Origin of the sequence: Nocardia sp. NPDC058705 (genome assembly GCF_042749305.1) — a bacterium.
Classification (GTDB): domain Bacteria; phylum Actinomycetota; class Actinomycetes; order Mycobacteriales; family Mycobacteriaceae; genus Nocardia.
In genome coordinates this window covers 112,479-127,503 of the sequence record NZ_JBHYRN010000002.1, presented here as the reverse complement: position 1 = coordinate 127,503, position 15,025 = coordinate 112,479, and the positions used below count along the sequence as shown (strand labels likewise).

Here is a 15,025-nt window from a genome sequence, read left to right as displayed (position 1 = left end):
GGGAAGGGGTCCGGTCATCAGCGAGGAGAGCCGTCCGCAGACGGTGCGTGAGCTGGGTGAATTCGCCTTGATCGACCGGATCAACGCCGGTCGCGAGCAGGCCGCGCACGTACTGCTCGGACCCGGTGACGACGCCGCACTGATCGCCGCGCCCGACGGGCGGTTCGTGGTCAGCACCGACATGCTCGTCGAAGGCAGACACTTCCGGCTCGACTGGTCCTCGCCCGTCGACATCGGCCGCAAGGCCATCGCGCAGAACGCCGCCGACGTGGTGGCGATGGGGGCGCGACCCACGGCGTTCGTGGTCGCCCTCGGCTGCCCGGCCGACACCCCCGTCGCGGTGATCGAGGGGATCGCCGACGGGATGTGGATCGAGGCGAGTCGCGCCGGAGGTTCCATCGCGGGCGGCGACCTGGTGCACAGCGAGCAGCTGGTCGTCTCGGTGACGGCGTTCGGCGATCTCGGCGGACAGTCCGCGATCACCCGCTCAGGAGCGGTGGTCGGCGACATCGTCGCGGTGGCAGGCGAACTCGGCTGGTCCGGCGCCGGGCTGGCCGTATTGACCAGTGACGCAGATACTTCCGACCCCGAGTTCACCTATGCCCTTGCGACACATCGTGTTCCGCAGCCGCCCTATGCGGCGGTGATCGACGCGTTCGGTACCCACACGCCGACCGCGCTCACCGATATCTCCGACGGACTGCTCGCCGACCTCGGACATCTCGCCGCCGCGTCGAACGTCGCGATCGATGTCCACCGCTCGGCGCTGTCGGACCCCGAACTCTCCGCCGTCGCGAAACTGCTCGATGCCGATGCGGCGCAATGGATTCTGGCCGGTGGTGAAGATCACGCCTTCGCCGGAACCTGGCCCGCCGACCTCGCGCTGCCCGCGGGCTGGCGCCCGATCGGCGTAGTAACCGCAGGCAGCGGCGTCACCGTGGACGGTGTCGCACCCACCGGCGGCACCGGCTGGGAATCGTTCCGTGGGGCGGACGCCACACCCACCGACGACGAACGATAGGTTGTGCGGTCATGGGTGCCAAACCACTGTCGGAGATCATCGATCCGGGCTGGGCCCGGGCACTGGAGCCGGTCACCGACCGCATCAGCGAAATGGGCGAGTTCCTACGTGAGGAGAACGCGGCAGGCCGCGGCTACCTGCCCGAAGGGGAGAACGTGCTGCGCGCGTTCCAGCGCCCGTTCGAGAAAGTGCGCGTGCTCATCGTCGGCCAGGATCCGTACCCGACGCCCGGCCACGCGATGGGGCTGAGTTTCTCTGTCACACCGCAGGTTTCGCCGGTTCCGCGCAGCCTGTCCAACATCTTCGCCGAATACAGCAAGGACCTCGGCTTCGATACGCCGACCTGCGGTGACCTGAGCCCCTGGTCGGATCAGGGTGTGCTGCTGCTGAACCGAGTGCTCACCGTCACCCCCGGCGCGCCCGCCTCCCATCGCGGCAAAGGCTGGGAAGCGGTCACCGAGCAGGCGATCCGGGCGCTGGTCGCCCGTGACGAACCACTCGTCGCCGTGCTGTGGGGCAACGACGCCCGCTCGCTCAAGCCCACGCTCGTCGACGCCGAGGTGCCCTACGTCGAATCGGCGCACCCCTCACCACTTTCCGCCTCGCGCGGGTTCTTCGGTTCACGACCGTTCTCCCGGGTCAACGAACTGCTCGACGAACTCGGCGCCGACCCCGTCGACTGGCGGCTGCCCTGACCCGGGGCGTCGCCCGCACCAGAAGAAAATGATGAAGGAGCACAACCCGATGCACATCACCACCATTCGCGCCGCGCTGGCGACCGCCGCCGTAGCCGCCGCCATCACCGCGGGTGCGGGCTCGGCCTCCGCCGCGGGCCTGCAGCTCGAGCCCTACACCGAGCAGGCCGCACCGGTGACCACCACCCAGGTCGGCGAGGAATGGACCTCCACCGGCAGCTCCACCATCTCCTCGGGCGTGAACGCGAAGATCACCTGCCTGCTGCAGAACACCTTCAGCGCCCTGGGTGCTGCGTGCTGAATTATTGGCGGCTGGCGCCGCGGGATTTTCGGCCCTGAGGGCCTCACATCCGAAGAGCGATACTGCGCCTGCGGCGTTCCGTCTCGCCCTTCGGATGCGAGGCGGCCGAAAATCCGTGGTGGTTCAGTCCCGGCGTGGCGTTGGTCGCGTCGGGTGAGTTGGTTCCACTCGCGGGAGTGGGCGACCTCTAAGCGAGGTTGACGTAGTTCGGCTTTCGCTTGGCTACGAAGGCGTCTACACCTTCGTAGCCGGTTGTGCTGTTCGCGGCGGCTGAGATGCTGTCGCGTTCGGCGTCGAGCTGCTGGTCCAAGGTCGCTGTCGGCGATTGGGCCAGCAGCTTTTTCATGGCCGTGTAGGTGGCACGAGGGCCGGTGATGAAGGTGTGCGCGACGCGAAGAGCTTCGGTGCGGATTGCCTCGTCTTCGACGGTGCGGCTCAGGATGCCAAGGCGGACAGCCTCTTCGGCGCCGAGGACGGCATCGGTGAGCAGGATCTCGCGGGCGCGGCTCAGGCCGACGATGCGGGGGAGCAGCCAGGACATACCGCCGTCGGGGGACAGACCGATGCCGGGGTAGGCGGGGCGCAGTTTCGTCGACGGGCCGCCGATGGCGATGTCGGCGGCGCAGACCAGGCTCATGCCCGCGCCCGCCGCCCAGCCCTGCACGGCGGCGACCACGGGGACGGGGGCCGCCGCCAGCGCGCGGACGAAATCGTGGAGTTCGGTCGCCTTGTCGTGCAGATAGGCGCCGCGGTCGTCGGCGCCCGCGAAGTCACGGACATTGCCGCCCGCGCAGAAATTCGCGCCGGCGCCAGTGAGCAGAATCGCGCCGACCGACGGGTCGAGTGCGCGCAGGGCGGCGGTGCCCGCGTTGATCAGGTCGAAATCCATCGAGGTGCCCGCGGCGGCGGTGGCGATGGTCAGCTGCAGCACGCCGTCGATGACCTCGGCGGCGGGGACCGGTTCGGTGGTACTCATGGGCGTCACCCTAATCGGGGCTCCGACGCGCGATGGTCGTGGGCAGCACCGCGGGCGCAGGCTCGCGGCGAATTGAACCTGGTGTAATCGTACAAAACGGCGCTCGAGAATCAGTTTTCTGACTATTCGGCGGCGTTGTGGGTGATTCCGCCGGTGCAGGGCGTCTAACCGGGTTCGCGGCGCCACAGTAGTTCGGGGAGCAGGGTGAACGGGTCGGCGCGTCGGATGCCGGTGTCGGCGAAGCCGTGCCTGCGGTAGAAGGCGTGGGCGCGCGGGTAGTCGGCGAAGACCCAGAGGGTGCACGGCGAGCCGGGGGCAGCTGTTTCGATCAGGGCATCGGCGACACCGGTGCCGTGCCAGGCGCTGCGGACATAGAGCGCCTCGAGTTCGGACTCGGCCGCGGGCGAATCAGTGGCGGAGGCGAAGCCGATCAGACGGTCGCCGGCCAGTGCGACCGGCAGGTGGTGGGTGCCTTCGGCACGACGGCGTTCCCAGGTGATCGCGGAGCGTTCGAGGTCGAAACCGTCGAGGATGTGGGCGGGGACGAGGGTTCCGTAAGCCTCGCGCCAGCTGGCGATGTGGCAGGCGGCGAGTTCGGTGACCCGGTTCGCCGTCAGCGGCGCGATCCGCCAGTCAGGCACGATGGGCCTGTGCTGGAACAACAAAACCCCGGATCACCCACGAGGGGTGCCGGGGCATTGTCGGCAGAATGTACGGGCTGAAAATCAGCCGCGGACGACCTTGCCTGCCTTCAGGCAGGAGGTGCACACGTTCATCCGGCGGGTGTTGCCAGGGGCAACCTGCGCACGCACGGTCTGGATGTTCGGGTTCCAGCGACGGTTGGTGCGCCGGTGCGAGTGCGAGACCGACTTCCCGAAACCGGGGCCCTTGGCGCAGACGTCGCAAACGGCAGCCATGTCGCGAGCTCCTTCATGTCATAAGCGGTCAACGGCGCACGAATGCCCGCTGAACCGGAAACTGATGTCGTCAAAATGCCTTGCCGACTGACGTCGGCCAGCGCAGACCCACGTGGGCCGCACGAGGCAACCCTGCAAGACTAGCGGGCCGGGCCTCGAAGTTCCAAACCGGGTACCCCGGTCGAATCGCCGAACACAGCCCGGATGAGGGCCCGTCCGAGGACAGCATACCCGGGCCCGTACGGCGGTCGTGCGCAGGCCGGGACCTCGCCCGCGGCCCCACGTCATCGCCGGGGTGCGCAGCCTTGGACCTTGCTCGCAGGCCCACAGCATCTCCTGCGGTTGTCGCAGGCCGGGGCGGTTGCGCATTGGGGTGCTGTCGGTCGCTGCCGCTAATCTGGCGGGCGTGCTCGGCGCGCGAGCACGCAGAACAGGGGAGCGAGGTGGCGGTGGCGCACGTGCGGGAGTCCCTCGACGGCCCCGACCTGCTGGTCTGGGCCCGCAATTGCCGCACCGACCTGGAACTGCGCCGCGCCGAGATCGACGCGCTCAACGTCTTCCCCATCGCCGACTCCGACACCGGCACCAACCTCCTCGCCACCATGCGCGCTGCCGTGGCGACTGCCGAGCGTGCGGTGACGGACGCCCGATCCTCGGGAGCTGTCGCGTCGGGAGACCAGGTGGTGACGGATGCCCGAGCCTTCACATCGCCTGGGGATGGCCGAGCCGTCACCATCCCCGCCATAACAAGGCGGGGAGTCCTCGCCGACGCTGACGCTGATCGTGCCGAGTCCGACCGTGCCGAGGCCGACGGTGCCGAGTTCGACCGTGCCGACTTCGACCGTGCCGAGGCCGACGGTGCTGACGCCCACCGCGCCGACGAACCCTGTGTCGATGATCACCGTGCAGCAACCGAGGATGCCGACCTGGCCGTCGCCGACGAGCCGTCGCCGCACCTCATCGCCCAAGCCCTGGCGCGTGGCGCGACGGCTGGTGCGCGCGGGAACTCGGGGATCATTCTGTCGCAGGTGCTGCGCGGGGTTGCCGAAGCTGTGGTGACCGGCCCGTTGACCGGGGAGCGGTTGCGGGAGGCGCTGCGGCGGTCGGCGGTGCTCGTGCGAACCGGGCTGAGCGCGCCGGTCGAAGGCACGATCCTGACGGTTCTCGACCGTGCCGCGGTGGCGGCCGCCGAATCCGCCGACCAGTCCCTCGTGACCGTCGCCCGATCCGCCGCCGACGGTGCCGCGCGTGCCCTGAGCGAGACACCGACCCAGCTGGGTGTGCTGCGCGCGGCTGGCGTGGTCGACGCGGGGGCGCGGGGACTGCTGGTGCTGCTCGATTGCCTCGTGGCGGAAGTCTGCGGTGAACCGCCGGAGCGAGTCAGGTACACCAGGGGCGAACGCGCGGACCACGGCCCACACCGCCACCCCGGCGACGAGAACACCCGAGGCGGCGGGCCTACCACCGACGCACATGCCGCGGGCGGTCGAGCTGACGACGAATCACGTCCATCATGGGCGGTTACACCGGACGGGGCGACCGTCCACCCGCCCGAAGGCCCGGTCGACGACGTATCGCGGCCAGACACCGCCGATGCCGCGGCCATCCGTGCGATGGAGACCCTGGTCGACGCCGGATCGGGGCAAGATGTTCACGCGCAGCCCGGCTCATCCGGTAGCAGGCTCGATCACATCCATCACGACCTGGCGACCAGCGGCCGCCGCTACCCTGACGAGGCCGACCGGGGCGGACGGAATCCTGACGACCGCGATCGAACGGCTGATCCACATTTCGAGGTCATGTACGTGATCTCCGGCACTGATGAGTCGGCCGCCGGTGGGCTGCGGGATCGGCTGGCCGTTCTCGGCGACTCGGTGGTGGTGGTCGGTGACGGTGACGGCACCTGGTCGGCTCATGTGCACTGCCGTGACGCGGGGGCAGCGATCGAGGCGGGGCTCGCGGTCGGGACCGTGACCGGTATCCGAATCGAGAGTTTCGCGGTGACTGCGCCGCTCGGCGGCCACCACGAGCTCCGCGTCGACGGGTTCACCACACAGGACACCGATGGTCGCGAGAACACCGCACCGCACGCGGGCGGTGCCGGTCATCGACGCGAGCCGCACGTCAGCGGCGCCAGTGATCGACCGGCGTGTCGAGATGGTGTGTCGGCAACCGACGGCATGCGCGACGGCCGGGGTCACCGCGCAGTCCTCGCCGCCCCGTCCGAGCGCGATGCCCTCGCCGATCGTGGCGTCCTGGCGGTGGCCGCGGGCACCGCCGCCATGCGCCTGTTCGAAGATGCTGGGGCAACGGTGTTGCGGGGCGATCGGCAGGTCGATACGAGCACCCTGCTGCGGGCGATCCGCGCGATGCCGAATCGGGAAGTGCTGGTCCTGCCCAACGGTGCGTTGCCCGCGCAGGAACTCGTCGCGGTCGGTGTGGCCGCGCGTGACGGTTCGCGTGATGTGCTGTTGCTGCCGAGTGCGTCGATGGTGCAGGGTCTCGCGGCATTGGCGGTGCACGACCGGGGGCGGATCGCGGTCGACGACGCGTTCGCGATGTCGGAGGCGGCGGCGACCACGCGGTGGGGGGCGTTGCGGGCGGCGCGCGTGCGGGCCTTGACGATGGTCGGAATGTGTTCGCCCGGTGACGGATTGGGCCTGGTCGGCCACGATGTGGTGGTGATCGACCCCGATGTGGTGGGCGCGGGGCGCATCCTGCTGGACCGAATGCTCGGTCTCGGTGGGGAATTGGTGACCTTGCTGATGGGCGCCGACAGCGGCCCCGAGTTGGCGCAGGTGCTCGCCGAGCATGTGACGGCCGGTTTCCCCGGCGTCGAGGTGGTCGTGTATTCCGGTGGACAGCAAGCTGATCTGGTGCAGATAGGGGTCGAGTAGATGGCGACGTTGAGTGACCGGCTCGACCACGTGCTCGGTGTGAAGGCGGCCGACCGGCTGACCGAGGCGTTCGATATGACCACCGTCGAGGACCTGCTGCGCCACTATCCGGCGCGCTACGCCACCCAGGGCCAGCCCCTCACCGAGGAGGAGCCTGAGGAGGGCGCGCACATCACCGTGATCGGGCGCGTCACGAAAACCGAACTGCGCCCGATGAAGAACCGCCGCGGCTCGCTGCTGAAGGTGCAGCTCGACACCGGCGCGCAACGTCCGATGGAGGTCACCTTCTTCAACGGCGACAAGGTGCGCTATCTGGTGAAAGAGGGTGTGCGAGCGATGATGTCGGGCACCGTGCACTGGTGGCGTCCCGATCGCTGGAATCTCTCACACCCCGACTACCTGATCCTGCCCGACAAGGCGGAAGCCGGCGTGGAGGAGCTCACCTCGGTGCGTGGCAGCGGTGCCCTGCGTGGTCTGGCGCAGAGCGCGAAAGGTGCTGGGGGAGTGGATGCCTCGTTCTTCGAGCGCGAATTCGTGCCCGTGTATCCGGCGACCGCGAAGGTGCAGAGCTGGGACCTCCTGGCCTGCATCCGCCAGGTGCTCGACCAGCTCGACCCCATCGAGGATCCCCTGCCCGCCGACCTGCGTGAGGAACGCCAACTCCTCCCGGTCTCGGACGCACTGCGCCTGATCCACCTGCCCGAACACAAACTCGACATCGAAAAAGCCAGGGACAGACTGCGTTTCGACGAAGCGCTCGCCCTGCAGCTGGTGCTGGCCGAACGCCGCCACGAGGTCGAGGGTCGCACCGCCCCCGCATGCCCGCCCTCGACCGACGGCATCGCCGCCGCTTTCGACGAGCGCTTGCCGTTCGAGCTCACCGAGGGTCAGCAGCAGGTCCTGGAGGAAATCTCGCAGGATCTTTCGCGTACCCGACCGATGCACCGCCTGCTTCAGGGGGAGGTCGGTTCCGGTAAGACGATCGTGGCACTGAACGCCATGCTCCAAGTGGTGGACTCGGGCCGCCAGTGCGCGCTGCTAGCGCCGACCGAAGTCCTTGCCGCGCAACACTATCGCTCGCTACGCGCCATGCTCGGTGACCTCGGCAATGCGGGCGAACTCGGGGCGGCCGAGAACTCGACGAAGGTCGTGCTGCTCACCGGCTCGATGTCGACGGCCGCGAAGAAGGCCGCCCTGCTGGACGCGATGACCGGCGAGGCGGGCATCGTCATCGGCACGCACGCCCTCATCCAGGACGCCGTCTCGTTCTACGACCTCGGCCTGGTCGTGGTCGATGAACAACACCGCTTCGGTGTCGAACAGCGAGATGCCCTGCGCGCCAAGGCGAAAGACGGCATCAGTCCGCACCTGCTGGTGATGACCGCGACCCCGATCCCGCGCACCATCGCGATGACCACCCTCGGTGACCTCGAAACCTCCACGCTCACCCAGCTTCCCAAGGGCCGCTCACCGATCGTGTCGAAAGTCGTTCCGCGCAAACTGCATCCGGGCTGGGTGGATCGCGCCTGGGAGCGGATCGTCGAAGAAGTCGGCCAGGGCAGACAGGCCTATGTGGTGTGCTCGCGCATCGGCGAGGATCCCGACGCACCACCGGCCAAGGGTAAGAAGGAGAAGGAGCCCCCCACTACCGCGGCCGCCGTCGAGATGTACGAGACGCTGAGTGCGGGTCCGCTGGCCGGGGTCCGCGTCGGCCTGCTGCACGGAAGACTCCCGTCCGACGAAAAAGACCAGGTGATGCGCCAATTCAACGACGGCGCGATCGATGTCCTGGTCTGCACCACCGTCGTCGAGGTCGGTGTCGACGTGCCGAACGCGACGATCATGGTGATCGTCGACGCCGACCGCTTCGGCGTGAGCCAGCTGCACCAGCTCCGTGGCCGGATCGGCCGCGGCAAGCATCCCGGCCTGTGCCTGCTGGTCACCGATGCCGCGCCCGGCGGGACCGCGATGGCGCGCCTGGAGGCGGTCGCCGCGACCACCGACGGCTTCGAACTCTCGGTGCTCGACCTGCGTCAGCGTCGCGAAGGTGACGTCCTCGGCTCGGCCCAGTCCGGCACCGCCAGGTCGCTGCGCCTGCTCTCGCTGCTCGACGACCTCGAAGTGATCACCGCCGCACAGGAACTCGCCAGGCAGGTCGTCGCCGAGGACCCGGGTCTGGTGAAGCACCCGGGTTTGGCGGGCATGATGCACGCCGCCGTCGACGGCGAACGCATCGAGTATCTCGCCAAGTCCTGACAAGCTACGTCGGCACCGCTCGGGAAACAGTCGTCGCGGCGGGGTGCGGCAGCCGCGGGTACGGCAGGTCGGTGCTGGTGTGTTCGGCCACGGACAGTGGTCGCCCGATCTGCGGAAACGCGCGCTGCGGGCACGAGGGCCGCTCGCACACCTTGCAGCCGGGCCCGATCGGCACCGCGACCTGCGGGTCCTCCACCTGCAGGCCCTGCGAATACACCAGCCGGTCGGCGTATTCGATATCGCAGCCGAGCGCGATGACGAAGTTCTTCGACGCGCTCCCGTGTCCGAGCGGTGCGGGCGGGGTGGTGCGCGCGATCCACAGGTAGCGGCGCCCGTCGGGCATCTCCGAGATCTGGGTGAGGATGCGTCCCGGTTGGGCGAAGGCTTCGTGGGTCACCCACAGGGGGCAGCTGCCGCCGACACGGGAAAAGTGAAAAGCGGTGGCCGACTGGCGTTTCGAGATGTTTCCGGCCCGGTCGGTGCGGACGAGGAAGAACGGCACACCGCGCTGCCCCTGCCGTTGCAGGGTCGCCAACCGATGGCAGATGGTCTCGAACCCGACCTCGAAACGCAGCGCGAGCAGGTCGACGTCGTAGCGCAGTTCTTCGGCCGACCGCAGGAACCGCCCGTACGGCAGGATCAGCGCGCCCGCGAAATAGTTGGCCAATCCCACCCGGGCCAACGTGCGGGATTCGCCGGTAAGCGCGCGGGATTCGGCGAGGACGTTGTCGATCTCGCGTCCGTAGAGCAGCAGCCCGAGGGTCGTCGCGATCTGGAAGGCCCGCTGACCCGGTCGCAGCCGCCTTGCGAGGGTGAGGGTTCGGGTGTCGGGGTCGTAGTGGCGTTTCGGGATCGTCGGGTCCGCGCCGTCGCCACGGACGAGCACGGTCACGCCTGCGCGTTCCTCGGCGATCCGGGCGAGCTGACGATCCAGCGAGCCGATACTCAATCCGGATTCCTCGAACAACTGCTCGGCCGCGTGGTCGAGGGTCGCGATGTGGTTGCGGTGGTCGTAGAAGAAGTCGCGCACATCCTCGTACGGCATCGGTGTGCCCGGCGCGCCGGTCGGTGTGTCGACGCGCGAGGACAGCAGGTCGAGCTGATCGGTCGCCGCGCGTAGCCGCCGGTGCATCGCGATGACGATGCGCGCCACCTCGGGTAGTCGCGTCGCCAGTTCCTCGACCTCGGTGATCGGTGCGGTATCGCCGCCGCCCGCGGCTTCCACCAGTACCTCGTGCAGGTCCGAGACCAGCCTCGCATCGGAATCGGCGGCGAAGAACTGCACGTCGAGGTCGAAGGTCGAGTTGAGTTTCAGCAGAACAGGAATGGTGAGTGGACGCTGATCACGCTCCAGCTGATTGAGATAGCTGGGCGAGAGGTCGAGCGACTTCGCTAGCGCTGCCTGGGTCATCCGCCGTTCTTCGCGCAGCCTTCGTAGCCTGGCCCCCGCGTACATCTTCCGCACGACGAAGATCCTAACGCGACCTGTTCGCAATATTTGCTGAATGTGGCGAATGCCCGGGGAAATGTCCAGTGCTGCAAGGGATTTTACGCGATGCTACTCATGCGTAACGTGCGAAGAGTGCGCTGTACGGCGTGCCGATTCCCCGGTGTGTCGTGCACACCGGGGCGTCACCGATCGTTGGGTCCGTTCACGAAAATACGCCTGTTACTGCTGTTTCGGTAGAGATCGCAGTCGGGAGTTCGCCCGATCGCCGAAGCGAGACCGTGGCGGCGCGGGCCGCAGTCAGCTCGACGGCGACGGCGTCGACACCCGAGGTGCGGCTCTCGGTGAGGGGTGAGTCGGCCAGCCGTTGCGAACACCGGGCGTGACCTGCGGTGGCGCCGAGGTGGTCCAAGCGCACCGCGGGCCGCTCCCCGCGGTGAGATGTGACGGCCTGATGAACGCAACTTCGCAGGTGGGCGGGTGTGCGATGTGAAGAATGCGGCGAACCCACCTTGCCTGTCCGGCGCCGGTTCGTGGCCGGGTACCGTAGGCCAATGTTCTCGAAAGTCTTGGTCGCAAATCGTGGTGAGATCGCTATCCGTGCCTTCCGCGCGGCCTACGAACTCGGCATCGGAACGGTCGCGGTGTTCCCGTACGAGGATCGCAACTCTGTGCATCGCCTCAAGGCGGCCGAGTCCTACCAGATCGGCGAAGAGGGCCATCCGGTTCGGGCGTACCTGTCGATCGAGGCGATCATCGAGGCCGCCAAGAGTGCGGGCGCCGACGCGATCTACCCCGGCTACGGCTTCCTGTCGGAGAACCCCGACCTCGCTGCGGCCTGTGCCGCCGAGGGCATCACCTTCATCGGCCCCACCGCCGAGATCCTCGAGATGGCGGGCAACAAGGCCACCGCCATCGCCGCGGCGAAGGCGGCCGGGCTGCCGACGCTGAAGTCCAGCGCGCCCTCGGCCGATCTCGACGAACTGCTCGCCGCCTCGGCCGAACTCGAATACCCGATCTTCGTCAAGGCCGTCGCCGGTGGTGGTGGTCGCGGCATGCGCCGGGTCGCCGCGCCCGAGCAGTTGCGTGAGTCGATCGAAGCGGCCTCACGCGAAGCGGAGTCGGCGTTCGGCGATCCGACGGTCTTCCTCGAACAGGCGGTGGTGAACCCGCGCCACATCGAAGTGCAGATCCTGGCCGATCAACACGGCAATGTGATGCACCTGTTCGAGCGGGACTGTTCGCTGCAGCGCCGCCACCAGAAGGTGATCGAGCTCGCGCCCGCTCCGAACCTCTCGCAGGAACTGCGCGAGCGCATCTGTGCCGACGCGGTGGCCTTCGCCCGCCAGATCGGCTACATCAACGCGGGCACCGTGGAGTTCCTCCTCGACGAGCGTGGCAATCACGTGTTCATCGAGATGAACCCGCGAATCCAGGTGGAGCACACGGTCACCGAGGAGATCACCGACGTCGACCTGGTGCAATCGCAGTTGCGCATCGCGGCGGGTGAATCCCTCGCCGACCTGGGTCTGAGCCAGGAGACAGTGCAGATTCGCGGCGCCGCGCTGCAGTGCCGCATCACCACCGAGGACCCGGCCAACGGGTTCCGCCCCGACACCGGCCGCATCACCGCCTACCGCACCCCCGGCGGCGCGGGCATCCGCCTCGACGGCGGCGCGAACCTGGGCGCGGAGATCGGCGCCTACTTCGACTCGATGCTGGTCAAGCTCACCTGCCGTGGTCGCGACCTGCCCGCGGCCGCCGCCCGCGCCCGCCGCGCGCTGGCCGAATTCCGCATCCGTGGCGTGACGACGAACATCCCGTTCCTGCTGTCGGTGCTCGACGACCCCGACTTCCAGGCGGGCCGGGTGACCACCTCGTTCATCGACGAGCGCCCCGAGCTGCTGACCTCGCGGGCTTCGGCCGACCGTGGCACCAAGATCCTGACCTATCTGGCCGACGTCACCGTCAACAAGCCCAACGGTGACCGTCCGACCACGGTGTACCCCTACGACAAGCTGCCCGCTGTCGATCTGACGCTGCCGCCGCCGGACGGGTCGCGCCAGCGCCTGCTCACCCTCGGACCGGACGGTTTCGCGAAAGCCCTGCGCGAGCAGAAGGCGCTCGGCGTCACCGACACCACGTTCCGTGACGCGCACCAGTCACTGCTGGCGACCCGCGTGCGCACCAACGGCCTGCTCGGTGTCGCGGGCCACGTCGCGCGACTGACTCCCGAACTGCTCTCGATCGAGGCATGGGGCGGCGCGACTTACGATGTGGCACTGCGCTTCCTGCACGAGGACCCGTGGGAACGCCTGGCGGCCTTGCGTGAAGCCGTGCCGAACATCTGCCTGCAGATGCTGCTGCGCGGCCGCAACACCGTCGGCTACACGCCCTACCCCGAACAGGTAACGCGCGCTTTCGTTTCCGAGGCCGCCACCACCGGCATCGATATCTTCCGCATCTTCGACGCGCTCAACAATGTCGACCAGATGCGCCCGGCGATCGACGCGGTCCGCGAAACCGGTACCGCTATAGCCGAAGTCGCGCTCAGCTACACCGGCGACCTCCTCGACCCGAACGAACAGCTCTACACCCTCGACTACTACCTGAAGCTGGCCGAACAGATCGTCGACGCGGGCGCCCACGTGCTCGCGATCAAGGACATGGCCGGTCTGCTGCGTGCCCCCGCCGCCGCGAAACTCGTTACGGCCCTTCGCAGTAACTTCGATCTGCCGGTGCACGTGCACACCCACGACACCCCCGGCGGACAGCTCGCCACCTACCTGGCGGCCTGGCAGGCCGGTGCCGACGCGGTCGACGGTGCGTCCGCGGCGATGGCGGGCACCACGAGCCAGCCCGCGCTGTCGGCGATCGTGGCGGCCACCGCGCACACCGACCGCGACACCGGTCTGAACCTGCAGAACGTGTGCGATCTCGAGCCGTACTGGGAGGCGCTGCGCAAGGTCTACGCGCCGTTCGAATCGGGCCTGCCCGCGCCGACCGGGCGCGTGTACACCCACGAGATCCCCGGTGGTCAGCTGTCGAACCTCCGTCAGCAGGCGATCGCGCTGGGTCTGGGCGACCGGTTCGAGGAAGTCGAGGCCAAGTACGCGGCCGCTGACCGGCTGCTGGGTCGCCTGATCAAGGTGACCCCTTCGTCGAAGGTCGTCGGTGACCTCGCCCTCGCCCTGGTCGGCACCGGCGTCGATATCGAGGACTTCGCCGCCGACCCCGGCCGCTACGACATCCCCGACTCGGTGATCGGCTTCCTGCGCGGCGAACTCGGCACCCCCGCGGGTGGCTGGCCCGAGCCGTTCCGCAGCAAGGCACTGGCAGGGCGCAACGAACCCAAGCCGGAGACCCCGCTCAGCCCGGCCGATCAGAAGTTGCTCGACGGCTCGTCCGCCGAACGCCGCGAAACGCTCAACCGGCTGCTGTTCCCCGGCCCGACCGCCGAGTTCAACGCCCACCGGGAGAAGTACGGCGACACCACCGGACTGTCGGAGAACCAGTTCTTCTACGGCCTGCGCCGCGGCGAGGAACACCGCGTGCAGCTCGAGAAGGGCGTCACCCTGCTCATCGGCCTCGAGGCGATCTCCGAGCCCGACGAGAAGGGCATGCGCACGGTCATGTGCATCATGAACGGGCAGCTGCGCCCGGTCGCGGTGCGCGATCGGTCCGTCGCCTCCGAGGTGCCCGCGGCCGAGAAAGCTGACAAGAACAACGCGGGCCACATCGCGGCGCCGTTCGCCGGTGTGGTCACCCTTGCGGTGTCCGAGGGCGACGAGATCCACGCCGGTGACACCGTCGGCACCATCGAGGCGATGAAGATGGAAGCGGCCATCACCGCGCCGCGCGGTGGCGTGGTGGGCCGGATCGCGACCACCAAGGTGGCCCAGGTCGAGGGCGGCGACCTGCTGGTGGAACTGGTCGCCCGCGAGTCGGAATGACACGGATCGTCGCGGGTGTGGCAGGCGGGCGGCGCTTGAAGGTGCCGCCCGCAGGCACCCGGCCCACCTCGGATCGGGTGCGTGAAGCGCTCTTCAGCGCGATCGACTCCCGGCTGGATCTGGACGGGACGCTGGTCCTGGACCTGTACGCGGGATCGGGTGCGCTAGGCTTGGAAGCGCTCTCGCGCGGGGCTCAGCATGCACTGCTCGTCGAATCCGACCGCAAGGCGGCCGATGTGGTGCGCGCCAATATCGCCGAACTCGGTCTGCCCGGCGCGGAACTGCGCCTCGGCAGCGTCTCCTCCGTGCTGAAGCAGACCGCGCCGAAGGCCTATGACGTGGTGTTCTCGGATCCGCCCTACGACGTGAGCACCGAGGACGTCATCGCCGACCTCACCGCCCTGGCGACCAACGGCTGGCTCGCCCCGGAAGCGCTGGTAGTGGTGGAACGATCGAGTCGCTCACCCGAAATCGCCTGGCCCGCAGGCTATGTGGCGTTGAAGATCCGCAAGTACGGGGAGACCAGGGTCGAATTGGCCGAGTTCGGTGCTAGCGTCTGACC

11 protein-coding genes are annotated in these 15,025 nt (G+C 68.5%); 7 read left to right on the top strand and 4 right to left on the bottom strand.

The genetic code is table 11. The annotated features are described in order from the left end of the window. Nucleotides 1–16: 16 nt before the first annotated feature. From ACFW6D_RS03750 to ACFW6D_RS03740, 3 genes are read left to right on the top strand one after another with little or no spacing between them, the layout of a single operon-like run. Nucleotides 17–1,021, top strand: coding sequence for a thiamine-phosphate kinase (locus tag ACFW6D_RS03750; protein WP_379325027.1), 1,005 nt, complete (start codon nucleotides 17–19; stop codon nucleotides 1,019–1,021). Nucleotides 1,022–1,032: 11 nt separating this feature from the next. Beyond that, complete coding sequence (locus ACFW6D_RS03745) at nucleotides 1,033–1,716, top strand: uracil-DNA glycosylase (RefSeq protein ID WP_379234678.1); 684 nt, start codon at nucleotides 1,033–1,035, stop codon at nucleotides 1,714–1,716. Between the two features lie 49 nt (nucleotides 1,717–1,765). Continuing rightward, nucleotides 1,766–2,017: a hypothetical protein gene (locus ACFW6D_RS03740; RefSeq protein WP_379324429.1), complete on the top strand. Its 252-nt coding sequence runs from the start codon at nucleotides 1,766–1,768 to the stop codon at nucleotides 2,015–2,017. 187 nt (nucleotides 2,018–2,204) lie between these two features. Here ACFW6D_RS03740 and ACFW6D_RS03735 read toward each other — a convergent pair whose 3' ends face one another. The 3 genes from ACFW6D_RS03735 to rpmB all read right to left on the bottom strand — a co-directional run bounded on the left by ACFW6D_RS03735 (nucleotide 2,205) and on the right by rpmB (nucleotide 3,910). Then, the gene (locus ACFW6D_RS03735; RefSeq protein WP_379324427.1) at nucleotides 2,205–2,993 is read right to left on the bottom strand and encodes an enoyl-CoA hydratase/isomerase family protein; all 789 of its coding nucleotides are present in this window, start codon (nucleotides 2,991–2,993) and stop codon (nucleotides 2,205–2,207) included. A gap of 164 nt (nucleotides 2,994–3,157) precedes the next feature. Continuing rightward, the gene (locus tag ACFW6D_RS03730; protein WP_379324425.1) at nucleotides 3,158–3,634 is read right to left on the bottom strand and encodes a GNAT family N-acetyltransferase; all 477 of its coding nucleotides are present in this window, start codon (nucleotides 3,632–3,634) and stop codon (nucleotides 3,158–3,160) included. A gap of 84 nt (nucleotides 3,635–3,718) precedes the next feature. Then, the gene (gene rpmB / locus ACFW6D_RS03725; RefSeq protein WP_011210730.1) at nucleotides 3,719–3,910 is read right to left on the bottom strand and encodes a 50S ribosomal protein L28; all 192 of its coding nucleotides are present in this window, start codon (nucleotides 3,908–3,910) and stop codon (nucleotides 3,719–3,721) included. 443 nt (nucleotides 3,911–4,353) lie between these two features. Here rpmB and ACFW6D_RS03720 point away from each other — a divergent pair, with 443 nt between their 5' ends. Both ACFW6D_RS03720 and recG read left to right on the top strand, forming a co-directional pair. Continuing rightward, nucleotides 4,354–6,807, top strand: a complete 2,454-nt coding sequence (locus ACFW6D_RS03720; RefSeq protein WP_379324424.1) for a DAK2 domain-containing protein — start codon at nucleotides 4,354–4,356, stop codon at nucleotides 6,805–6,807. Further along, a complete protein-coding gene (recG, locus tag ACFW6D_RS03715; RefSeq protein WP_379324422.1) occupies nucleotides 6,808–9,063 on the top strand; it encodes an ATP-dependent DNA helicase RecG in 2,256 nt (751 codons plus the stop codon). Between the two features lie 4 nt (nucleotides 9,064–9,067). Here recG and ACFW6D_RS03710 read toward each other — a convergent pair whose 3' ends face one another. Beyond that, nucleotides 9,068–10,528 (bottom strand): short-chain fatty acyl-CoA regulator family protein, encoded by a 1,461-nt coding sequence (locus ACFW6D_RS03710; protein WP_379324420.1) that lies wholly within the window; start codon nucleotides 10,526–10,528, stop codon nucleotides 9,068–9,070. A 536-nt stretch (nucleotides 10,529–11,064) separates the two neighbouring features. Here ACFW6D_RS03710 and ACFW6D_RS03705 point away from each other — a divergent pair. Further along, nucleotides 11,065–14,463: a pyruvate carboxylase gene (locus ACFW6D_RS03705; protein WP_379324418.1), complete on the top strand. Its 3,399-nt coding sequence runs from the start codon at nucleotides 11,065–11,067 to the stop codon at nucleotides 14,461–14,463. Beyond that, nucleotides 14,460–15,023: a 16S rRNA (guanine(966)-N(2))-methyltransferase RsmD gene (rsmD, locus tag ACFW6D_RS03700; protein ID WP_379324416.1), complete on the top strand. Its 564-nt coding sequence runs from the start codon at nucleotides 14,460–14,462 to the stop codon at nucleotides 15,021–15,023. The genes ACFW6D_RS03705 and rsmD overlap by 4 nt, the downstream gene beginning before the upstream one ends. Nucleotides 15,024–15,025 lie beyond the last annotated feature (2 nt).